The organism is Campylobacter sp. TJR-1 (assembly GCF_032840035.1).
Lineage (GTDB): Bacteria > Campylobacterota > Campylobacteria > Campylobacterales > Campylobacteraceae > Campylobacter > Campylobacter fetus.
Map to the genome: position 1 here is coordinate 110,598 of NZ_JAWIZX010000005.1, position 21,738 is coordinate 132,335.

A 21,738-nucleotide genomic window follows, 5' to 3' on the forward strand; every position below is an offset into this window, starting at 1 on the left:
AGGAGTAAAAGCGTGAGTGTAAAATTAAAAGCTGATGAGATTAGCGGTATCATCAAAGAGCGCATCGAAAATTACAACTTAAGCGTTGATATTGAAGAAACTGGTAAAGTAATATCAGTCGCTGATGGTGTTGCAAACGTTTATGGACTAAAAAATGTTATGGCCGGTGAGATGGTTGAGTTTGAGACCGGTGAAAAAGGTATGGCGTTAAATCTTGAAGAGAGTAGTGTCGGTATAGTCGTTCTTGGTAAATCAAGCTCCATAAAAGAAGGTAGTAGCGTAAAAAGACTTGGAAAGCTTCTTCGCGTTCCAGTGGGCGACGCTTTAATAGGACGCGTCGTAAATGCTCTAGGCGAGCCTATAGATGCAAAAGGAGCTATAGAAGCTACAGAGACAAGATTTATTGAAGAAAAAGCAAAAGGTATTATGGCTAGAAAATCTGTTCATGAGCCGCTTCAAACAGGTATTAAAGCTATAGACGGTTTGGTTCCGATCGGCCGTGGTCAAAGAGAGCTTATTATCGGTGATCGTCAAACAGGTAAGACAACAGTTGCTATAGATACTATTATCAACCAAAAAGGTCAAGACGTAATCTGTATTTATGTGGCTATAGGTCAAAAGCAATCAACAGTAGCTCAAGTTGTTAAAAAACTTGAAGAGTACGGTGCTATGGACTATACTATAGTAGTTAATGCAAGTGCAAGCGATGCTCCGGCGTTACAATATCTTGCTCCATATGCAGGTGTAACAATGGGTGAATATTTCCGTGATAACTCACGCCATGCTCTTATTATTTATGATGATCTAAGCAAGCACGCTGTAGCTTACCGTGAAATGTCATTGATTTTAAGAAGACCGCCGGGTCGTGAAGCATATCCAGGAGATGTTTTCTATCTGCACTCAAGACTGCTTGAGAGAGCTAGTAAGCTAAGTGATAAACTAGGAGCGGGAAGTCTTACGGCTCTACCTATTATCGAGACTCAAGCAGGTGACGTTTCAGCGTATATTCCTACAAATGTTATTTCTATAACTGATGGTCAAATTTTCTTGGAAAGCGACTTGTTTAACTCAGGTATTCGTCCTGCTATTAACGTTGGTTTGTCTGTTAGTCGTGTCGGCGGATCAGCCCAGATAAAAGCTATCAAAAAAGTTTCTGGAACACTAAGGCTTGATCTTGCTCAGTATCGCGAACTTCAAGCTTTTGCTCAGTTCGCAAGCGATCTTGATGAGAGTAGTAGAAAACAACTTGAGCGCGGACAAAGAATGGTCGAAGTGTTAAAGCAACCTCCTTATAGCCCGCTCCCTGTAGAAAATCAAGTTATCATAATCTACGCAGGTAGTCAAGGATATCTTGATGATATTCCAGTATCTGCAGTTACTAAATTCGAAGCTGAATTATATCCGTATATAGAGGCTAAGTATCCTGAAATTTTTGAGCAAATTAGAAATAAAAAAGCTCTTGATAAAGATATCGAAGAAGCACTAAGCAAAGCATTGAATGAATTTAAAGCAACGTTTAGCGCTGAATAAGGCTAAGATATGTCAAATTTAAAAGATATAAAAAGAAAAATTAAGAGTGTTCAAAACACGCAAAAAACTACAAAAGCAATGAAGCTAGTTTCTACTGCAAAGCTTAAAAAAGCAGAAGAAGCTGCTCGTCATTCTCGTGTTTATGCTCTTAAAATTAATGAAGTTTTGAGCGAGATAGCTTATAAAATAAATCAATTTAAGATCGTAGGCAAAGACGATAAGTTTTTTGACTTAAAAGCCTCTATAAACAAAGTTGATATTATTTTTGTTACTGCAGATAAAGGACTTTGTGGAGGATTTAATATTTCTACTATAAAAACTATAAGAAATATGATAGAAGAGTATAAATCAAAAAAAATCAAAGTCAGACTAAGAGCAGTTGGTAAAAAAGGTATAGAATTCTTTAATTTTCAAGGTGTAGAAATTCTAGAAAGTTATAAAGGAATCAGCTCTGCACCTACTTATGATAAAGCAAAAGGCGTTATAGCTTCAGCGATCAGTGATTTTGTAGCAGGAGCTACCGATAAGGTTATTTTGGTTCATAATGGTTATAAAAATATGATCTCTCAAGAGATAAGAATAAACACTATAGTTCCTGTAGAAACCCCGTCGATAGAAAATGTTGAGCACTCTAGTTCCCTTATGGAGATTGAACCAGAAAATGATGAGAAGATATTAGAAGAGTTGATGAAAAAATATTTTGAGTATAGTATGTATTATGCTCTAATAGACTCTTTAGCAGCTGAACATAGCGCTAGAATGCAGGCTATGGATAATGCTACAAACAACGCAAAAGCAAGAGTTAAAGAGCTTCAGCTTGCTTATAATAAGGCAAGACAAGAGAGCATTACGACAGAGCTTATAGAGATTATAAGCGGTGTCGAGAGTATGAAGTAAATTTAGAAGGAGAGATAATGAAAGGTATTATTAGCCAAGTTATGGGTCCTGTAGTTGATGTTGATTTCAAAGACTACTTGCCTAAGATTAACGAAGCTATTGAAGTAAATTTTACAGTAGAAGGCAACACGCATAAACTTATTTTAGAGACTGCTGCACACCTTGGAGATAATCGTGTAAGAACTATCGCTATGGATATGAGCGAAGGACTTACAAGAGGGTTAGATGCTATAGCGCTTGGGTCGCCTATCAGTGTTCCTGTTGGAGAAAAAGTTTTAGGAAGAATATTCAACGTAATTGGTGATCTTATAGACGAAGGCGAAGAAGAAAAATTTGATAAAAAATGGTCGATTCATAGAGATCCGCCGGCATTTGAAGATCAAAGCACAAAAAGTGAAATTTTTGAAACAGGTATAAAAGTCGTAGATCTTTTGGCTCCTTATGCAAAAGGCGGTAAAGTTGGACTATTTGGCGGTGCCGGCGTTGGTAAAACAGTTATCATTATGGAACTTATCCACAACGTTGCATTCAAACACAGCGGCTATTCGGTATTTGCCGGTGTCGGTGAAAGAACAAGAGAGGGTAACGATCTTTATAATGAAATGAAAGAATCCGGCGTTTTGGATAAAGTTGCCTTATGTTATGGACAAATGAATGAACCGCCGGGTGCAAGAAACCGTATAGCGCTTACTGGTCTTACAATGGCTGAGTATTTTCGTGACGAGATGGGACTAGATGTTCTTATGTTTATTGATAACATCTTCCGTTTCTCACAATCAGGCTCAGAGATGTCGGCTCTTCTTGGACGTATCCCAAGTGCGGTTGGTTATCAACCAACGTTAGCTAGCGAAATGGGAAGACTTCAAGAAAGAATCACATCAACTAAAAAAGGTTCGATTACATCTGTTCAAGCCGTATATGTACCGGCTGATGACCTTACAGACCCGGCACCTGCGACAGTTTTTGCACACCTTGATGCAACAACGGTTCTTAACCGCGCCATTGCCGAAAAAGGTATCTACCCGGCGGTCGATCCGCTTGATTCAACTTCAAGAATGCTAGATCCTCAAATTTTAGGTGAAGAGCATTACAAGATTGCTCGTGGCGTTCAAGCCGTGCTTCAAAAATACAAAGATTTGCAAGATATTATCGCAATTCTTGGTATGGATGAGCTTAGCGAAGAAGATAAACTTACAGTTGATAGAGCTAGAAAGATAGAAAAATACCTATCTCAACCGTTCTTTGTTGCAGAGGTTTTTACAGGTAGTCCTGGTAAGTATGTAAGCCTTGAAGAGACAATTGCCGGCTTTAAAGGTATCTTAGAAGGCAAATACGATCAATTACCAGAAAATGCGTTCTATATGGTAGGAAATATTGATGAGGCGATCGCAAAAGCTGAAAAAATGAGAGCATAAGCTAAAAAGGAAGCGATATGAATACAATACATTTAGAAATAGTAACTCCTGAGGGGCTTATATTTTCAAATGATGCTAAAATGGTAGTACTTCCTGGTAGTGAAGGCGAGTTCGGTGTGCTTCCTGGGCATGCCTCACTTGTTTCGCTTTTAAAAATCGGTGTTGTAGATATAGAAAATGTTGATGGGACTCACGACGCTGTTGCCATAGACTGGGGTTATGTTAAAATAGATGAAAATAAAGTAATCGTTTTAGTCGATGGTGCCGTGTATGTAGCTGGAAATAGCGAAAGTGAGATTGCTCAGTCTATTGAAAATGCAAAAACTCTTGTTAAACGTATGAGCGATGGTAATGGTATATTAGCCACAGCTTTAGCAAGAATCGAAAATGCTGCGAGGGCAAGATAAGTGCTTGGTTTTTTAGATCTTCTTCTAAACTATTTATCAAAAAGCAGTTTAGTGACAATCATCGTTTTAAGCTGGTTGTCGCTATACTTTGTTATTAGTTTTACAATACTTTTTTCAAGATATATCGGACTTAACAACTGGATAAAAAAAGAACAAGTTGCTCTTGAGTCTATTTTAATGGGAACAAAATCCGATCTTGTTGATTCATCACTTAAAAAGTGTGCGTCTGGCAGAATTACAAAAGAAAAATTAGACGTTTGCATTAGTTTGGCTGAAGCAAACGCTACAAGTGGTCTTACTATGTTATCAATTATAGCTTCTACATCGCCGTTCATAGGTCTGTTTGGAACGGTTATAAGTATACTTGAAACTTTTGCAGGACTTGGTCAAGGTGGTGGAAGTAGCTCGCTTAGTGTGATTGCGCCAGCTATCTCAGAAGCTTTGGTTGCTACTGGATGTGGCATATTTGTGGCCATCCCGGCTTATAGTTTTAATCTTCTTATAAAGAGAAAAGCATATGAAATTATCAGCATCATAAGAAGAGAAGCAAATATTTTAGTTAGTATAAAAGAAGATTATAGCCAAAATGATAAATTTTGATGAAAATCCAGAGCTAAATATTACTCCTCTGGTTGATATTATGCTAGTTTTATTAGCTATACTTATGGTTACAACTCCGGCTATCGTCTATGAAGAGCAAATAACACTTCCTGATGGTTCAAAAAGCAAAGCAGTATCCCAAAATTTAAAAACTCTTACTGTAAGAATAGACGCTCAAAGAAAAGTCTATATAAATCAAAGCGTAATGAGCTTACCAGAATTAGGCGATAATTTAATTCTTATCTCTCAAAAGTACGATAAAAACTCCCCGGTATACATAAAAGCCGATAAAAGACTAATTTATGATGATGTAATGTATGTCTTAAAAACTATGAAAAATGCCGGATTTACTAAAGTTGCACTTGAAACCAACGGATAAAATGTCAAGAAAAATCGGTGCAAAATATCCTACTTTAAACTCTTTTGTAGTAGCGATTTTTATCTATGTTTGTATAATTATATCTTTATTTTATAAAATTTATACAGCAGAAGACCCAAAAAAATATACAAATCAGCAAGATGCTTTTATGGATGTATTTGTAGTGCAAACCGAGGTTGCAGATACTATAACCGCTCCAAAAAAAGCAGAAGAAAAAATAGAAGCTAAGTTAACAGAAGAAAAAGAGCAAGAAGAAGTAACAAAAACTACAAATAAGCAGAATCCAAAACCAGTAGAGGAGCCAAAACCAACTCCTGTATTAGATCCAAAACCCGCTCCTAGCGTAAATTTAAATGAGCTTTTTAGCGATGTAAAAGTAGAACAACCAACCCCAAAACCAAAAGAACAAGCTGTTCAAAGCAATAAAAAGAGCGATAAAAAAACAAGTTCATCATCAAAAAGTGCTACTGATATATTAAATGCTTTACAAAAAGATATCACTGCAAAAGCACCTCCGGCCGGCATGACTGGAGAATATAATAAATTTATGGGTGATATTACAGAAATTATTCAAAGAAAATGGGTATCATACAAAGCTGATACAAATAACGATGCTAAGGTTCAAATTTTCATAGATAAATTTGGAAAGTTTAGTTACAATATCATCTCCTTGTCGTACAACAAGGAATTTAACAGCAAGGTAAAAGAATTTTTAGAGAGACTTAAAGAGACTCAGTTTCCTACGCCTCCTACAAATACTACAACTTCTGTTGCTTTAACATTAAGAGATCAAATTGATACGGAGATACAATGAGAAAATTGTTTTTGCTAATTGCCTTTTGTATAGGGCTTAGTGCGGCGGATGCGACTATAGAGGTCGTTAACAAAGGATTAGTTTTACCTAGAATAGTAGTTCAAGATGCGACTACGAACTTTGCTAATAACACACTTAAAAATAGATTTTTTAAGCTAATGATAGGAGATTTAAAAGTAGGTTCATCTTTTGAAGTAATTGAAGATTATTATACTAGTAGTTATGATGGAGATTTCAGAACAAATTTAGCTAATGACAAAAATCCAGAACTTATACTAAGATACGCTCTTGGGGTAGAGGGAAATGGATTAACTCTAAAAGTTAAGTTGTTAAATGCGAAAAACGGCAGTGTGAGATTTGAAGGTACTTTTAGTCAAGCAGAACTTGCCAAATTCCCGTTTTTAGCACATAAAAGCATTGCTACGATAGCTAGAAATTTAAATTTATCTCCTATTGATTGGATGGATAAATCTATTATAATTTCACAATACACATCTCCTGGCAAAAGTAATATTATAGTTGCCGATTATACTTTAACATATCAAAAAGTAATTCTTAGCGGCGGGTTAAATATATTTCCTAAATGGGCAAACAAAGATCAAAGTGCATTTTACTATACAACGTATATAAATTTAGTTCCTACTTTGTATAAATATGATTTAGCTACTGGTAAAAAAACTAAAATTACGCAAAGCGGAGGTATGTTAGTCGCATCTGATGTTAGCAGCGATGGAACTAAAGTTTTACTAACTATGGCGCCAGACGATCAAAGCGATATCTATATTTATGATACTACAACTAAAAAAAAGAGTAGAATAACTGATTTTAAAGGTATTGATGTTAATGGAAATTTTGTAGATAATGATACAAGAGTTGTATTTGTAAGCGATAGATTAGGTTATCCAAATATATTTGCAACTAGTATCAATGGTGGTGCAGTAGAACAAATGGTATTTCACGGTAAAAATAATAACTCCGTAAGTACATATCAAAATTACGTTGTTTATTCAAGTAGAGAGAGCGTTGGCGATTACTCTGCTAAAACATTTAATCTATATCTAATCTCTACAAAAAGTGACTATATAAGACAGCTTACATCAGGAGGAGTAAATACTTATCCTAGGTTTTCAAGTGATGGAGGAAGCATTGTATTTATTAAAAATGCTGGCAACGAGAGTGCCGTAGGCATAATCCGTGTTAATGAAAATAAGAGCTTCCAATTTCCATTAAGAATAGGTAAATTGCAATCAATAGATTGGTAATTTTTTTGGAATTTTTTAAATTTAAATGACGCAAAAATTGTAAAATATGATATAATTGCGACAAAATTTTTATTCAAAGGTAGGAAATGAAAAATTTAGTTTTAGTTTCAGCTGTTGCTGCTGCTTTATTCATAGCTGGTTGTAGTTCAAAATCACCAGAAGTAGATATGAATGCAGATGCAAACAAAATGTCAAACAATAATGGTATGTCAAATACTGACACAATGAGCGATGCAGAGAGATTAAATGCTCTAATGAATCAAATTCAAAGCCAAGTTAAAAATGTTTATTTTGATTTTGATAAATTTAATATACGCCCTGATATGCAAGGTGTTGTTGGTACAAATGCTTCATTATTTAACCAAAATGGTGCAGATAGCCTAAGAATTATGGTTGAAGGAAACTGTGACGAGTGGGGTAGTGATGAGTATAACTACGCTCTAGGCGTAAAAAGAGCTAAAACTGCTAAAGATGCTTTAGTAGCTCAAGGCGTAAGTGCAGATAGAATCGAGATTACAAGCAATGGCGAGAGCAAACCTGTATGTACTGAAAGAACAAAAGCTTGCGACGCTCAAAATCGTCGTGATGAGTTCAAAATTCTTCCATAATTTATGAGAAGAGATCTTTTTATAGCAGCCTTTTTATGGGCTGCATCTTCTTTATTCGCTGAAATTTCAGTATTTGATGCAGGTAATTTAAATCAAGATAATCCGTATGGACTTACAGATAATGAAAAGATTCTACTAAAAAACAAAGAAAAAGTTGAAAAATTAAACCAAAATATCGGCTCAGTTCAGTCTGATATAAATGTAGCACAAGAGAATATCGAAGGCTTAAGAAGTATCTTAGATGGCTTAAATCAGACAAATTTAAAACTAGAAAACAGAGCCACCGATCTAGAAAACAGAGTAAATTCTATAGATCTAAATCTTACAAAAGAGATTACAGAGTTAAAAAGTATAGTAAAACAAAATAAAACTATACAAGATGAAAATTATAAAAAAATAACTAAAGCCATATCTGAGCTAAGCGCATTGATAGATTCGGTAGTTGCAAATCAAGCAGCGGAAAAAAATAGTAGTTCCACTATAAAAGATAACAAGATCGAAGATACGAAATCGGTAACTAAATTTGATGATATGAATCTCGCAGATGTCTTAAAAGACGCCGATACTTCTTATAATAATAAAGAGTATTTAAAAGCTAGTGAAGCATATGCTTTTTTAGTAAAGAAAAAGCATAAACCTGCTTATTCAAATTTTATGCTTGGCGAGATAGAATACGCAAATAAAAACTATAAAGATGCTATACCGTACTACCAAAAAAGTGTTGAACTGAGTCAGAAAGGCACTTATATGCCAAAACTTTTGTATCATACCGCAATTAGTTTTGATAAAATAGGCGATACAAAAAATGCTAATAAATTTTATAATGCATTGAGACAAGCATATCCAGATAGTAAAGAAGCAAAAGCTTCACCGGTACGTAAATAATTCAACCTTAGGAGAAAATAATGTCAAAAGTAATAAAAATGTTTTATGAGCTTAAAGATGCAAAAACAGGTGAGCTTTTGGAGTCAAATATAGATGCACAAGAAATCGCATTTGTTACAGGGAAAAATCAAGTTTTAGAAGCTTTGGAAAACGGAGTTATAAATCTTAAATTAGGCGAAAATGCTACCGTACGCATACCTGCTAGCGAAGGTTTAGGTGAATATGATGATAGCGCTCTTCAAGTACTTCCAAAAGAACAATTTGCAGGAATAGAGTTAAATGAAGGTATGGAGCTCTTTGGCGAGGGCGAAGACGGAAGCACTGTTAGAGTTACTGTAAAATCAATCAGCGATAATGATGTTACTGTGGATTTTAATCATCCATATGCCGGTAAAGACCTTGAGTTTAATGTAAAAATTACTGAAAATAGAGACGCTGATGCAGATGAAGAGCTAACTGGCGTAGTTGTTATGCCTCACGTTTGCGGTTGTGGCGGAGGAAGTCATCATCATGATCACGATGGCGAAGGATGTTGTGGTGGAGGTCATCATGATGAGCATGGCGGCGGATGCTGCGGAAAACATCATCATTAAGAGTATATATGATGAGCGATGTTGCCTTTTTATTTCCCGGTCAAGGCTCTCAAAATTTTGGTATGGGGGCTGAAATTTATGAAAATTTCAAAGCCGCAAAAGATCTTTTAGATAGCGCTAGTGATTTTTGTAAGATTGATTTCAAAGAACTTATGTTTAAAGAAAATGATCGCTTAAGTATATCTGAATTTACTCAGCCTGCTATTGTTTTAAATTCTTTTATGTGTTTTCTTGCTTTCAAAGAAAATATCGATATCAATGCTAAATTTACATTCGGTCACTCGCTGGGCGAGTTTTCTGCTATTAGCGTTAGCGGCGGTTTTGATATGCTAAATGCTATAAACCTTGTTCATCTAAGAGGTAAATTTATGAGCGAAGCTTGTCAAGGTAAAAATGCCGGAATGATGGTTATCCTCGGTTTAAATGATGATATCGTAAAAGGTATTTGCGAAAAATCATCAAAAAGCGTTTGGGCTGCAAATTATAACTGCGATGGACAAATAGTCGTAGCCGGAGTAAAAAGCGATCTTATAGAGCTTGAGCCAGTATTTAAAGAAGCCGGTGCTAAAAGAGCTATGCTTTTAGATATGAGCGTAGCTAGTCACTGTCCGCTTCTTGATAGTGCTAGTATTAAACTTTATGATGAGCTTAAATCTATTATAAAAGATGAGTTTTCTCCTGTTATATCAAATGTTACAGCTAAAGTTTATACTAGTAAAACTGAAGCTTTGGAGCTCCTAAAACTTCAGCTAGTAAAACCTGTTTTGTATAAACAAAGTATTAAAAACTATGAAAACGATGTTGATTGTTTTATAGAGTTTGGTTCTAGCGTACTAAAAGGACTAAACAAAAAAATAACATCAAAACCTACTTATAGCATTTCAAATTTAAGCTCTTTAGAAGAGAGTTTGAAGGAGTTGGCATGAAAATAGCAATTCTTGGCGCTATGCCTGAAGAGATCGCTCTGCTTTTAAATAAGCTGCAAAATTACGAAACACTAAAATATGGCAAAAACGAGTTTTATCTAGCTAAATATAAAAATCACGAGCTTGTTATTGCTTATTCAAAGATAGGTAAAGTAAACTCTACCTTGACTGCTACTTTGATGATTGAAAAATTCGGTTGTGAAATACTGTTATTTACAGGAGTTGCCGGAGCATTAAATGAAAAATTAAAGATAGGCGATATCCTTTATGCTACAAGTACTGTTCAGCATGATCTCGATATAAGCGCGTTTGGTCATCCTTACGGTTATGTTCCTGGTATAAACGTGTATGAAAAAACAGATGAAAAACTAAATAATATAGCAAAAAAAGTTGCTGCTAACAACGGCGTAAATCTTGTTAGTGGAGTTATAGCTAGCGGAGACCAATTTATATGTGATCCTATAAAAAAAGAGTGGATCAAATCTACTTTTGATGCTGATGCCGTGGAGATGGAAGGTGCTAGCGTGGGTCAAGTATGCGCTACTCTTGATATCCCATATTTTTTGATGAGAGCCATAAGCGATGAAGCAGGCGGCGGTGCTGAGATCGACTTTGATAAGTTTGTAGTAGAAGTTGCAAATACGTCTGCTAAATTCGTACTTGATATGGTTGAGTATTTATGATAGATCTGAGTAAAAAACTCATTCGTCAAGTAGGTCAAACAAACGCCAAATATAAGATGTTTGAGAAAAACGATAAAATACTTCTTGGGCTAAGCGGCGGTAAAGATAGCTTGGCTTTAGCTCATATACTAAAGCATTTTCAAAACGTTACTCCCGATAAATTTGAGTTTGAAGCCGTAACGCTTAGTTATGGTATGGGTGAGGACTATGCATATTTAACTGCTCATTGCGAGAAACATGGCATAAAACATAGCGTTATCGATAGCTCTATATTTGAAATAAGCAAAGATAAAATCAGGAAAAATTCGAGTTTCTGTAGCTTTTTTAGTCGTATGAGACGCGGATATCTTTATACTTATGCGCTTGAACACGGTTTTAATAAACTAGCGATCGCTCATCATCTTGATGATGCGGCAGAGAGTTTTTTTATGAATTTTACTTATAACGGCGCTTTAAGAACGCTTGCTCCAAAATACAGAGCAAAAAACGGACTAGTGCTGATACGACCTCTCATAAATGTTAGAGAGCGTCAGCTTAGAGATAATGCTACTAAAAACAATCTTTTTGTGATAGGCGATGAAGCGTGTCCCGCAATGAGATTTGACGTGAAAATGCCTCATGCAAGGCATGAAACAAAACAGCTTTTAGCAGGGCTTGAAAAAGAAAATCCAAAACTATTTACCAGCTTACAAGCTGCGTTTGAAAATATACATAGAGATACGTTTTTTGATTTGAACGAGCAGCTGTAATAGTCTTTAAATTTAAATATATTTAGTGCGATTTCTATTATATCGGATTAATAAATTTATTAAATTTAGGAACTATTTTAATTGCTCTAGTCTCTCTTTTTTAGTTCCTATCTCAGTGATCTGAACTCCAAAGTTTCCATCTACTATAACAACTTCACCAAGAGCGACTTGCTTATCTCCTATCAGCACCTCTAAAGGATCATTTGCTAGTTGATTTAGCTCTATAACCGATCCTATATCCATAGATAAAACATCTTTTAGTAGCATTTTTTTAGATCCTATTCTAACTCTTATAGGGAGTCTCACATCCATGATAAGACCGATATTTTTTATTTCTTCTGTTATATCTGCTTTTAGATGCGGTATCTCTTTTGTATGTTTTTCATCTGATTTATTGAAGTATTTGTTGAATGCAAAATCAATAACTAAGCCGATATGTTCATTTATATCACCCATTGTAACGGGACATAAAAATAGTTTTTCATATGAACTTAAATCTAGAATTTGATTTTCATCTAGGTAGACTACTTTTTGAATTTCAAAGCTTAGTTTTGGCATATCTTTAGCAGCCGTTAAACTAGTAGAAATTGCACTTAAAATATTAGAAAATATCTCTTTGCTAGCATCTAGTTCATCGTCGCCTATATTTAAGTTTTTAGTAGGTTCTTCTTCACCTAACATAAGATCATTTATGGCAGTTATTAGAAGTGGAGTAGCTATGAAGATTATCTTGCCGTTTATATCTCCGCTGACGTTGATATTTGCTACTACTATAGGCGTTTGAATACCGTTTTGAGTCGCAGCGTCAAACTCAGCTGTTTCACCTATTGCCGGTGAGTTTCCTGTAAGTCCTTCTATAGTGGCTTTGCATTCATTTTTAAATATATCTAAAAATCTATTCATCGTCCTCTTCTTCCTCTGTTTCTTCAGTTTCTTCTTGATATGCCATAAGCTTTGCTTTGCGCTCTTCTTCATACTGTTCTAAGATATTTTTTATTTCATCTTTATCTGTTTTTATAAGCTCTTCTATTTTTATAGATTTTCTAAATCTATGAAGTCCGATTTGAGCTAAAAATACATCTTTTTTATCTATACAAACTATAGCTTTGTCATCAGCGCTTTTATCGAGCCTTAGTATATCACCTTCTTGTAAATTTAAAAACTCGTTTACACTTATAACGGTTCTTCCAAGTATAGCTTCATAAAGAACTTCAGCGCGCCCTATCAATGTTTTTAGCTCTTTGTTTCTACTTTTTTTAGCGCTTGTTTCTCCTAGCATTATATCACGGTTTGCAAGGCGACTAAGGATTGGTTCAAGATAAATAACTGGATAACATATATTTATCATACCGCTAGAGTTTCCGATTATAATCTCCATAACAACCATAATGACAATCTCATTTTGACTTACGATTTGTACGACGTTCGGGCTAGATTCTTTGGCTTCTACGTTTGGATACATATCAGTTATCATCGACCAACTCTCTTTTAAGCGTTGCATCATTATGCGAAGTATCGCATCAAGTAGGTTTATCTCGATATCGGTCAACTCTCTATTGCTTTCAAAACCGTCCCCGTTTCCGCCTAAAAGACGATCTATCATAGGAAAAGCAATACTTGGATTTATCTCCAAAACACAATTTCCATCAAGTGGTTTTATTGAAAATACGTTGAAACTAGTCGGACTTGGCAAGCTCATCAAAAACTCTCCATAAGTCATTTGATCAACCGAGTGAAGTCTAATTTCTACTATACTTCTCATTATACTAGAAATTTGAGAAGCCAAATTTCTAGCTAACTTATCGTGAATTCCTTTGATAGCTCTTAGTTGTTCTTTGCTGACACGGTTAGGTCTTTTGAAGTCATAGATTACTACTTGTTTTTGATCTTCTGGGTGCGGAGTAGTATCTACTACTGCCGCATCGCCGTCTTCATCTACGACTTGAAGTAGGGCATCAATCTCTTCTTGACTTAAAATATCTGCCATTAAAAGCCTAGCCTTTCTCTAATTTTTGTAATGAGTCTTTTATGAATTTGACTAATTCTAGATTCGGTAATACCTAAAATATCGCTAATCTCTTTTAAACTTAGTTCCTCATAGTAGTAAAGTTGTATTATCATCTGTTCTCGTTCGCCAAATTCGTTTAAAACGTCCGTGATCTTTTGTATGAGTTCGTCTTTTTCTATTTTGCTTTCGGTATCTGATTCGCTAAGAAGCTGAGATTGTTCATCTATGGGGAATGTAGCGGATACATCACTAAGATTTCTAGCCTCTCTTATCTTTGCTTCATCTTCACCTAAAATCTTTGCTAAATAAGCATCGTCAGGTTCGCACTCAAATTTATTAAAATACTCGTTTATAGCGTTGTCTATATCTTTTACTAGTTTTCTATTTCCTCTACTAAGAAAATCAAGACCTCTTAAATAATCGATCATAGAACCATAAACTCTTTGTTTTACATATCCCCAGAAGCTATCGTTCTGCTCTTTATCGTATGTTCTTGATAGTTTTACCATAGCAGTAGCGCCTACGCTTATTAGATCATTTACTTCTATGGAGCTAGGAAGTCTGGATTTAAGTCTAAAAGCCATAGCTCTAAGAGCAGGCATATATGATAAAACGAGTTCATCTTGGCTTTTTTTTATCTCTTTTTGATAAGCGTCAAGCTGCTTTTGCTTTAACTCGTTCATGTTTTTTACCTGATTTTTTTAGTATGATGTTTTCATTTGTTTTTTGTATCGCACCTTCTAGTTTCTTTTCCCTTAAAGCTAATTCCGCTATTAGATAGTCATTTACTTCTTCATACCTGTCTTTGTTGAAATACCTTCGACCTATTCTATTTGCATCAACATAGTTCATGATAACTATATGAATAACCAAATAGAAGAAAAATGTAATTAGTAAAGTATATAAAATAAGCTCCATAGGTTCATTAGTTTTTACAACTACAAACATAAGACCTATGAAAAATCCACAAACAGTGAAAAAAGCTATAAAGTTTTCTGCTCTCACATAATTACCTTAATTAAAATTGTTCTACAAGACGTTTAAAAAATCCACCAAAGCTTCTATCTTCTTTATCGTCAAGCACTTTTCGTTCCAACTTATAAAGCAGCCTACTAGCAGCTTTTTTGAGTTGTATACTAGGACTGATATGTGGCACATCATCGCTAAAAAGCGTCCTTTGTTTTATACTTTTAGATACCAGTTTATCGGCTTCTAAATATCCTAGTAGTTCTAGATCTAGTTCACTTTTTATATTTGTTTTGGCTACTTTTTTTATATTTTCATATATTCTGATAGCTTCATTTTCATTTTTGACCATATTTAATATCATAAATATATCTTTTTTCATCTTTGATGTTACTTTTATTGTTGCGTAAGCATCAGTTATAGCAGCTGGATCAGGAACCGTCACAACTATAATCTCATCGCACGCTTCTAAAAACACCTGAGTACTAGCTCCTATACCAGCTCCGGTATCTATTATCATAAAATCAATACCGTTTAGTATGCTAGCTTCTGAGATAAACTTTTCTAGCACGAACTGATCATTAAATTTAAATATATCATCACCGCTTTCACCTGGAATTAATATAAGATTATCTTTTACTTTGACTAAGATATCTGATAGTTCGCATTCGCCCTTTAGTACGTTTAAAAGATTTTTTTGAATTTTTACATTTAAGATGACGTCTAAATTCGCAAGACCTATATCTGCATCAAAAAGAGCTACTTTGTATCCGTTTTTTGCTAAAATATTTGCTAAATTTGCACTTATAGTTGATTTACCGACTCCGCCTTTGCCGCTTGTTACGGCTATAAAGTGAGTTGATTTTTTTATTTTGTTTGATATCATAAGCTCTCTTAACTTATCTGCTTGATCCATCTTCATCTCCTTTATTAAAGCCATCTAAAACACACTGAACTAAAAACTCGCTTTTTGCCTCCATTATGTCATCTGGAACGTTTTGTCCGGTTGAGAAGAAGCTAACTGGAGTATTCGTGTCATATACTAGTGAAAAAACATTTCCAAAGATTTTTGTTTCATCAAATTTAGTTATGATTAACGTATCGATATCTAAAAATGAGAAATTATTGTAAATTTCAATCAAATCTTCAATTTTTGAACCTGCCGATAAAACTAAATTCACATCTATTTTTGTTCCACATCCTTTTAAAAAGCCGTTTAATTTTATTAGTTTATCTTTGTCGTATTGACTGCTTCCCATAGTATCTATAAGAATAAGATCACAGCTTGCTAAACTCTTTAATGCTGATTTAAAATCCTCTAGTTCTATAGCGTCAAGTATCGGTATACTCATTATCTTAGCATACTGAAATAGCTGCTCTACTGCTCCTAATCTATATGTGTCAAGAGTTATAATGCCTGTTTTATATCTTATATCTCCTGAATGAGCAAATTTATAAGCTAGTTTTGAAAGAGTCGTGGTTTTACCGACTCCTGTTGGTCCTACAAACATCATAATTCTTTGCTTTTTGCTTTCTAAACTTTCGCTTCTGCAAGGCAACATATTTCTAAGAAGCGAGTAAAAATATCTTTTTACCGCAGATGGATTGTTTTTCATAGAAGCGGGCATATTTTGTATAGTGGTTTGCATAATGGCTTTTAGATGCTCGTTTTTCATACCGCTTTGTTTTGCTAATTTATATATGGTAGAAAATTCAGGCGGTATAGTGATATCGCCTCTAGCTTCAGCTTTATCATCCCATATCATATCTGCTATCATAGATATTTTGTCATTTAGTTTATTTACCTGTTTTGCTACGTCATCTATTTTTTTATTGTACTCTTCATTTTCGGTTTGATTTTGGATCGAGATATCTGGCAAACTTGCTACTTTGCTTATCTCTTTAGCTGCTTTTGATATATTTAAAAGTACGCTTTCATCTATACTAGGAGGGGCTAAAGGAGGTTTTTCGTAAGCCTTTGTGTACGCCGATATCTGCTGTTTTATCTCTTTTATACTCTCTTTTGTAGGAGATTTTGTCTCTTCTTCAACGCTTACTAAAATCTCATAAACAGGTTTTTTGTTCAGAGTTTTTGGCTGAATTTGCTTTGTGGTGACTAACATAGCACTCTCACCGCACTCTTCTTTCGCCTTTTTAAGAGCTTCTATAGCGCTTTCTCCAGTGAAAGTTTTAAGTACTGTGGCCATCATATTCCTTTCATTAGTCCAATTGGGATTATCACGCTAATTCTCTCTTTAGCCCCGATATGTGGAACTGTGAGTTTAGCTGATTTTCTTACTTTTTTACTAAAATATAAAATATCAAGATCAAGTGTTCGTGGTGCATTTTTAAATGGTCTTTGTCTTTTAAATTTAAACTCATAATATTGCATTATCTTAAGTATCTGCGTTGCATATAGCGACGATTTTATCATTATTACGGCATTTAGATAGTCCTGCGACTCATATCCAAAAGCTTTATTTTTTAGTATGGGCGAACACTCTTTGATAAAAAAACGTCTATCTTTTTTTAAATTTAGTAAAAAAGTTTCAAAACGTTTTTTTGTATTTCCTATATTTCCGCCAAGACCTATAAAGGCTGTATATTTAAATTTAATCTCTTTATCAAGCCTGTTAAATAACGGAAAAAACTTAGATCTCATAATACACTTTGCGTCATCTAAATATATAGTTTGCATCGTTTATAAAACTTCGCATCCATCTTTTGTTACTACAACAACATCTTCGGTTCTTATGCCAAACTCGTTTTCTATATAAATTCCTGGTTCCACGCTAAATACCATTCCTTCTTCTAAGATAGTTTGACTATTTTTGCTGATTATAGGAAGTTCGTGTATATCAAGACCGACTCCATGTCCTGTTGAGTGAAAAAACTCTTTTTCATATCCAAACTTAGCTATATAATCCCTAGCGGCTCTATCTACTTCATAAGCTGCTATACCGGGTTTTACCGCTTTTATAGCCTCTGCTTGAGCCTCTTTTACTATGTTAAAAATCTCATCTTTTTTGCTATCTTTAAATTTTTGATTTTTATCAAATTTAAAACCGTTTTCAAAATTTATAGTTCTTGTTCTATCTGAACAATATCTTTTAAATTTAACTCCGGCATCTACTAATAGCAGATCTCCTTTTTGCAATCTCAGTTTTGTAGGCATGGCGTGAGCCTTTGCCGCGTTGGAATTTATAGCGGTTATAGGCTCAAAACTAAGCCCTAATTTTCCGCTGTCTTTTAAGATATTTTGTGTGTGAAAATTTATTTCTTCTTCACTCAAATTTAAGTTTTTATTTAAAAAATTTGCAAGTTCATCGAATTTGCAAGCCCCCGTTCGCGCAGCATTTCTTAAAATATCTATCTCGAAATCTTTTTTTATCATGCGTTTTATCTGCGAGAAGTTTGGCTTTGCTATGAAGTTTATATCTAAATTCGAGCTAAGAGCGCTATATTGCATAAAAGTAAAATCATTTGGGTTGAAGTATAAATTTTTTACGCCAAGTTTTCTTAAAAGTAGCCTAGCTTCTTTTATGAGAGAACTTTGTATCTCTATCACTTGAGCGTTTTTTATATTTTGTCTGGCTTCTATTGAATAACGCGCATCGGTGATGAAAAAGTTTTCACCGCAAATACTTATATATATCTCATTATCGCAGCTATAGCCGCATTCATAAAATACGGCATTTTCATCTTTTAAGATAAAATTACGCATTTTGCTGTCTAGCTCTTACTGCTTTTATTTGTTCAAAAATTTGAAGCATCCCCATCATTGCTAAATGATAACCTACTGGACCAAAGCCTATTATTTGTCCTGCGCAAACTGGTGCTATTAAGCTTTTTTGTCGGAATTCCTCTCTTTGATATACGTTGCTTATATGTACTTCTATAACAGGAAGTTTCACCGCAGAAATAGCATCTCTAATAGCTATAGATGAGTGCGTATAAGCAGCCGGATTTATAATTATACCGTCAAATTCACCAAGACATTCTTGAATTTTATCTACTATTTCGCCCTCAAAGTTGCTTTGAAAAAACTCGATTTCTACTCCGGCTTGATCGGCAACTGTTTTCATCTGTTCATGAATATTTTCCATTGACATTGAGCCGTAGATATTTGTTTCGCGTTTGCCTAACATATTGATATTTGGACCTTGTATAACCATAATTTTCATTTGAGCATCCATTTACAATCCTTAAAAAATATTTTAACTACGATTGTACAGAAATATTGCTAAATTTTTGCTATAATTGCCTTCTTTTAAGAGGTAAAAGATGAAAATCATAAAAGCAAAATATATATTAACTTGTAACGATAATTTTGATATTTTAGAAGATAGCGCTATAGCTTTTGATGAGCATATAAAACAAATATCTAGCTTTGATAATCTTATAAAAATTTATCCGGATGCTCAAATAATGGATTTTAAAGATGATATAGCAATGCCTGCGTTTATAAATCCGCACGTTCATCTTGAGTTTAGTTCAAATGTTTCAAGTCTTGATTATGGTGATTTTATAGTTTGGCTAAAAAGTGTGATAAAAACTAGAGATAATCTTAGCGAGCAAGCCAAAAATAAGATAATCAAAAATGCTATAACGACTATGCTAAAAAGCGGTATTAGTACGATAGGAGAGATTTCTAGTTTTGGAAATGAAGCCGAAATTTGCGCCGATTCTGGGGCGAGATTTATATTTTTTAATGAAATTTTGGGATCAAATAGCGAGAATTTATCCGACAATTGGGATAAATTTATAACCAAATTTAATAATAGTTTGAAATTTAAAAGTGATAAATTTATCCCCGCCGTTTCTATACATTCGCCATACTCTACTCATCCTAAACTAGCTAAAAGAGTTCTTGATCTAGCAAGACAAAATAATCTTTTAGTATCAACCCATTTTTTAGAAAGTGAACATGAAAAAAGATGGCTTGAAAATGGCGACGGAGAGTTTAAAATATGGCTTGGAAATTTTAGTAAAGACGTGAAGCCTTTTTATACTCCAAAGAGTTTTTTAAACTATTTTGATGGCATTCGTACTCTATTTACTCACTGCGTTTTTGCAGACGAGTATTTCGAGTATTTTGATAAAAATCTCCACTGCATAACTACTTGTCCTGTTTCAAACAGATTGTTGTCAAATAAGTTAAATTTAAAAAAAGTTTTTGATAGTAACATAAGTCTAAATATCGCAACCGACGGACTTAGCTCAAATATAAGTTTAAATTTCTTTGATGAGCTTAGAGCGGCGCTTTTTACTCATAGTGATTTTGATCTTTTGGAGCTGTCAAAGATACTTTTATTTAGCTCGACAAATGCGGTTGCTAAGAGTTTGGGTTTGGAGCTTGGTGTTATAAAAAGCGGTAAAATCGCTGATATATCTATTATCAAAGGTATAAGTGTGAATTCTAAAGAACAGCTTGTTTTGGAGATTTTGCTTCATACTAAATTTGTAAAAAAACTATATATAAAGGGAAATGAATGTCTGTTTTAAAATTTATATTTTCAAAAATCGGAGCTATTTTTAAATTTGTTAATGAATATTTTAAGAGTTTTGTATTTTTATTAATTGTTATTTTGATTATTGTAAATAGTGGAAAAAGCGAGATCGCAAATTTAACCGAGATAAGCTTAAAAGGTGCTATAATCGATGAAAGCGAGATACTTAGTCAAATTTATGAAGCTAAAAACGATAGTTTTATCAAAGGTGTTTTGTTAAATATAGATAGTCCAGGAGGCTCAATGGCTCCTAGCGTACAGATAAGCGACGCTATAAAAGATTTGGCGAGTATAAAACCAGTTATTGCATATGCTATTGGTACAATGGCAAGCGGAAGCTACTATTCGTCTATTTGGGCAAATAAAATATATGCAAATCGCGGTAGTTTTATAGGTTCGATCGGAGTTATCGTACAATCACCAAATGTTGAAGAACTTGCTAAAAAATTAGGCGTAAGCACTCAAACTATAAAAGCCGGAAAATATAAAGAAGCAGGAACATTTATAAGAGGCTGGAATGAAGATGAAAAAAACGAGCTTCAATCTTTAGTAAATAGAAGTTACGAGATGTTCTATACGGATGTAGCTATGGCTAGAAATCTTGATATTGATAAAAAAGATATTTGGGCAAATGCCAGAGTATTTTTAGCTCCCGATGCTAAAAGCGTCGGGCTAATTGATGACGTAAAAAGCTATTTTGAGGTTAAAAGTGAACTAGAACTATTAAGCGGTGTTGCTAGTCCAAGCTGGAAACAACAGCCTATTATGGATAAATTTATCTCAAATTTAGCAAAAGAGAGTACAAACTTAGCTTTAAAAATGTTATTTGTCAACGAGGCTAGATAGATGACGCTTCATTCTTTATATACCGGAAAGATAAAAACGATTACCGGAGCCGGAACTTATTTTGAAACCGGTATGTTAAAAGAGCCTGTTTGCGAAGAGATATATTGTGATAAATTAGGGTTTAAGGGTGATGAGATAAAAGATACAAAGCATCACGGCGGTTTAGAAAAAACGGTTTTTGCAAATAGTTTGCAAAACTACGTGATATGGTCTAAATACTTAGAAAAAGATATGCAAAAAGGTTTTATGGGTGAAAATCTTTGTATAGACGGTATGCACGAAAGCAATGTTTGTATAGGCGATATACATAAAATAGGAACTCTTGTTTTGCAAGTTTCTCAGCCAATAAAGCCATGTTTTAAACTCTCAGGAGTTTGGGATAATAAAAGTTTTACGAAATATATATTTGAAACCGGTCTTACTGGGTGGTACTACCGCGTTTTAGAAACGGGAAGTTGTAAAGCCGGAGATGAGGTCATAATAGTGCAATTTGAATTAAATATGCTATTTTATTCTCCAAAAGATAATCTAAACTTAGTATCTAAATTTGAAAAAGTAACTACCATAACCAGCGGTTGGGATATAGCTATAAAGCAGAGATTAAAAGGAATTTATGATAGCTCATATATGAGCGGAATTTAACCAATTATCTGGTTAAAT

Annotated in this window: 26 protein-coding genes; 17 read left to right on the forward strand and 9 right to left on the reverse strand. The window is 34.3% G+C overall.

Features of this window, described 5'->3' with window-relative positions; genetic code table 11:
* The first annotated feature begins 12 nt into the window (after positions 1-12).
* The 14 genes from atpA to RVY88_RS06770 all read left to right on the forward strand — a co-directional run bounded on the left by atpA (position 13) and on the right by RVY88_RS06770 (position 11,748).
* Positions 13-1,530, forward strand: a complete 1,518-nt coding sequence (atpA, locus tag RVY88_RS06705; protein ID WP_162167305.1) for a F0F1 ATP synthase subunit alpha — start codon at positions 13-15, stop codon at positions 1,528-1,530.
* Between the two features lie 9 nt (positions 1,531-1,539).
* Positions 1,540-2,427, forward strand: coding sequence for an ATP synthase F1 subunit gamma (gene atpG / locus RVY88_RS06710; RefSeq protein WP_002850541.1), 888 nt, complete (start codon positions 1,540-1,542; stop codon positions 2,425-2,427).
* A 17-nt stretch (positions 2,428-2,444) separates the two neighbouring features.
* Positions 2,445-3,842 carry a F0F1 ATP synthase subunit beta gene (gene atpD / locus RVY88_RS06715; RefSeq protein ID WP_002850540.1) on the forward strand — a complete coding sequence of 466 codons (1,398 nt, stop codon included), beginning with the start codon at positions 2,445-2,447 and terminating at the stop codon, positions 3,840-3,842.
* A 17-nt stretch (positions 3,843-3,859) separates the two neighbouring features.
* Complete coding sequence (gene atpC, locus RVY88_RS06720; RefSeq protein WP_002850539.1) at positions 3,860-4,249, forward strand: ATP synthase F1 subunit epsilon; 390 nt, start codon at positions 3,860-3,862, stop codon at positions 4,247-4,249.
* Positions 4,250-4,849: a MotA/TolQ/ExbB proton channel family protein gene (locus RVY88_RS06725; protein ID WP_011732235.1), complete on the forward strand. Its 600-nt coding sequence runs from the start codon at positions 4,250-4,252 to the stop codon at positions 4,847-4,849. It begins immediately after the preceding gene.
* Positions 4,836-5,228, forward strand: a complete 393-nt coding sequence (locus RVY88_RS06730; RefSeq protein ID WP_002850537.1) for a biopolymer transporter ExbD — start codon at positions 4,836-4,838, stop codon at positions 5,226-5,228. The genes RVY88_RS06725 and RVY88_RS06730 overlap by 14 nt, the downstream gene beginning before the upstream one ends.
* 1 nt (position 5,229) lies before the next feature.
* Positions 5,230-6,042: a TonB C-terminal domain-containing protein gene (locus RVY88_RS06735; RefSeq protein WP_162167306.1), complete on the forward strand. Its 813-nt coding sequence runs from the start codon at positions 5,230-5,232 to the stop codon at positions 6,040-6,042.
* Positions 6,039-7,304, forward strand: coding sequence for a Tol-Pal system protein TolB (tolB, locus tag RVY88_RS06740; protein ID WP_002850531.1), 1,266 nt, complete (start codon positions 6,039-6,041; stop codon positions 7,302-7,304). Before RVY88_RS06735 ends, tolB begins: the two co-directional genes overlap by 4 nt.
* A gap of 86 nt (positions 7,305-7,390) precedes the next feature.
* Complete coding sequence (locus RVY88_RS06745; protein WP_002850529.1) at positions 7,391-7,912, forward strand: OmpA family protein; 522 nt, start codon at positions 7,391-7,393, stop codon at positions 7,910-7,912.
* A 3-nt stretch (positions 7,913-7,915) separates the two neighbouring features.
* Positions 7,916-8,797 carry a tetratricopeptide repeat protein gene (locus RVY88_RS06750; RefSeq protein ID WP_162167307.1) on the forward strand — a complete coding sequence of 294 codons (882 nt, stop codon included), beginning with the start codon at positions 7,916-7,918 and terminating at the stop codon, positions 8,795-8,797.
* Between the two features lie 20 nt (positions 8,798-8,817).
* Positions 8,818-9,390 carry a peptidylprolyl isomerase gene (locus tag RVY88_RS06755; protein WP_162167308.1) on the forward strand — a complete coding sequence of 191 codons (573 nt, stop codon included), beginning with the start codon at positions 8,818-8,820 and terminating at the stop codon, positions 9,388-9,390.
* A gap of 8 nt (positions 9,391-9,398) precedes the next feature.
* Entirely contained in the window at positions 9,399-10,316 is a 918-nt protein-coding gene (fabD, locus tag RVY88_RS06760; protein ID WP_002850523.1) for an ACP S-malonyltransferase, read from the forward strand.
* Positions 10,313-10,999, forward strand: coding sequence for a 5'-methylthioadenosine/adenosylhomocysteine nucleosidase (locus RVY88_RS06765; protein ID WP_162167309.1), 687 nt, complete (start codon positions 10,313-10,315; stop codon positions 10,997-10,999). Before fabD ends, RVY88_RS06765 begins: the two co-directional genes overlap by 4 nt.
* Positions 10,996-11,748 carry an ATP-binding protein gene (locus RVY88_RS06770; RefSeq protein ID WP_002850519.1) on the forward strand — a complete coding sequence of 251 codons (753 nt, stop codon included), beginning with the start codon at positions 10,996-10,998 and terminating at the stop codon, positions 11,746-11,748. Before RVY88_RS06765 ends, RVY88_RS06770 begins: the two co-directional genes overlap by 4 nt.
* 72 nt (positions 11,749-11,820) lie before the next feature.
* On the opposite strand, the gene fliY is transcribed toward RVY88_RS06770, so the two are convergent.
* From fliY to aroQ, 9 genes are read right to left on the reverse strand one after another with little or no spacing between them, the layout of a single operon-like run.
* Entirely contained in the window at positions 11,821-12,651 is an 831-nt protein-coding gene (gene fliY, locus RVY88_RS06775; RefSeq protein ID WP_002850517.1) for a flagellar motor switch protein FliY, read from the reverse strand.
* Positions 12,644-13,735, reverse strand: coding sequence for a flagellar motor switch protein FliM (gene fliM / locus RVY88_RS06780; RefSeq protein WP_002850515.1), 1,092 nt, complete (start codon positions 13,733-13,735; stop codon positions 12,644-12,646). Before fliM ends, fliY begins: the two co-directional genes overlap by 8 nt.
* A complete protein-coding gene (locus RVY88_RS06785) occupies positions 13,735-14,439 on the reverse strand; it encodes an RNA polymerase sigma factor FliA (RefSeq protein ID WP_002850513.1) in 705 nt (234 codons plus the stop codon). The genes fliM and RVY88_RS06785 overlap by 1 nt, the downstream gene beginning before the upstream one ends.
* Positions 14,411-14,761 carry a membrane protein gene (locus RVY88_RS06790; protein WP_002850511.1) on the reverse strand — a complete coding sequence of 117 codons (351 nt, stop codon included), beginning with the start codon at positions 14,759-14,761 and terminating at the stop codon, positions 14,411-14,413. Before RVY88_RS06790 ends, RVY88_RS06785 begins: the two co-directional genes overlap by 29 nt.
* 13 nt (positions 14,762-14,774) lie before the next feature.
* Positions 14,775-15,638, reverse strand: coding sequence for a P-loop NTPase (locus RVY88_RS06795; RefSeq protein ID WP_011732233.1), 864 nt, complete (start codon positions 15,636-15,638; stop codon positions 14,775-14,777).
* Positions 15,622-16,929 (reverse strand): flagellar biosynthesis protein FlhF, encoded by a 1,308-nt coding sequence (flhF, locus tag RVY88_RS06800; RefSeq protein ID WP_010400968.1) that lies wholly within the window; start codon positions 16,927-16,929, stop codon positions 15,622-15,624. Before flhF ends, RVY88_RS06795 begins: the two co-directional genes overlap by 17 nt.
* Entirely contained in the window at positions 16,929-17,420 is a 492-nt protein-coding gene (folK, locus tag RVY88_RS06805; protein WP_002850509.1) for a 2-amino-4-hydroxy-6-hydroxymethyldihydropteridine diphosphokinase, read from the reverse strand. Before folK ends, flhF begins: the two co-directional genes overlap by 1 nt.
* Before the next feature lie 3 nt (positions 17,421-17,423).
* A complete protein-coding gene (locus RVY88_RS06810) occupies positions 17,424-18,446 on the reverse strand; it encodes a M24 family metallopeptidase (protein ID WP_065844760.1) in 1,023 nt (340 codons plus the stop codon).
* Entirely contained in the window at positions 18,439-18,906 is a 468-nt protein-coding gene (gene aroQ, locus RVY88_RS06815) for a type II 3-dehydroquinate dehydratase (RefSeq protein WP_161780550.1), read from the reverse strand. The genes RVY88_RS06810 and aroQ overlap by 8 nt, the downstream gene beginning before the upstream one ends.
* 100 nt (positions 18,907-19,006) lie before the next feature.
* Here aroQ and RVY88_RS06820 point away from each other — a divergent pair, with 100 nt between their 5' ends.
* From RVY88_RS06820 to RVY88_RS06830, 3 genes are read left to right on the forward strand one after another with little or no spacing between them, the layout of a single operon-like run.
* Positions 19,007-20,227 (forward strand): metal-dependent hydrolase, encoded by a 1,221-nt coding sequence (locus RVY88_RS06820; protein ID WP_002850503.1) that lies wholly within the window; start codon positions 19,007-19,009, stop codon positions 20,225-20,227.
* Positions 20,215-21,078: a signal peptide peptidase SppA gene (sppA, locus tag RVY88_RS06825; protein ID WP_162167310.1), complete on the forward strand. Its 864-nt coding sequence runs from the start codon at positions 20,215-20,217 to the stop codon at positions 21,076-21,078. The genes RVY88_RS06820 and sppA overlap by 13 nt, the downstream gene beginning before the upstream one ends.
* Positions 21,079-21,720, forward strand: a complete 642-nt coding sequence (locus RVY88_RS06830) for an MOSC domain-containing protein (protein ID WP_162167311.1) — start codon at positions 21,079-21,081, stop codon at positions 21,718-21,720. It begins immediately after the preceding gene.
* Positions 21,721-21,738 lie beyond the last annotated feature (18 nt).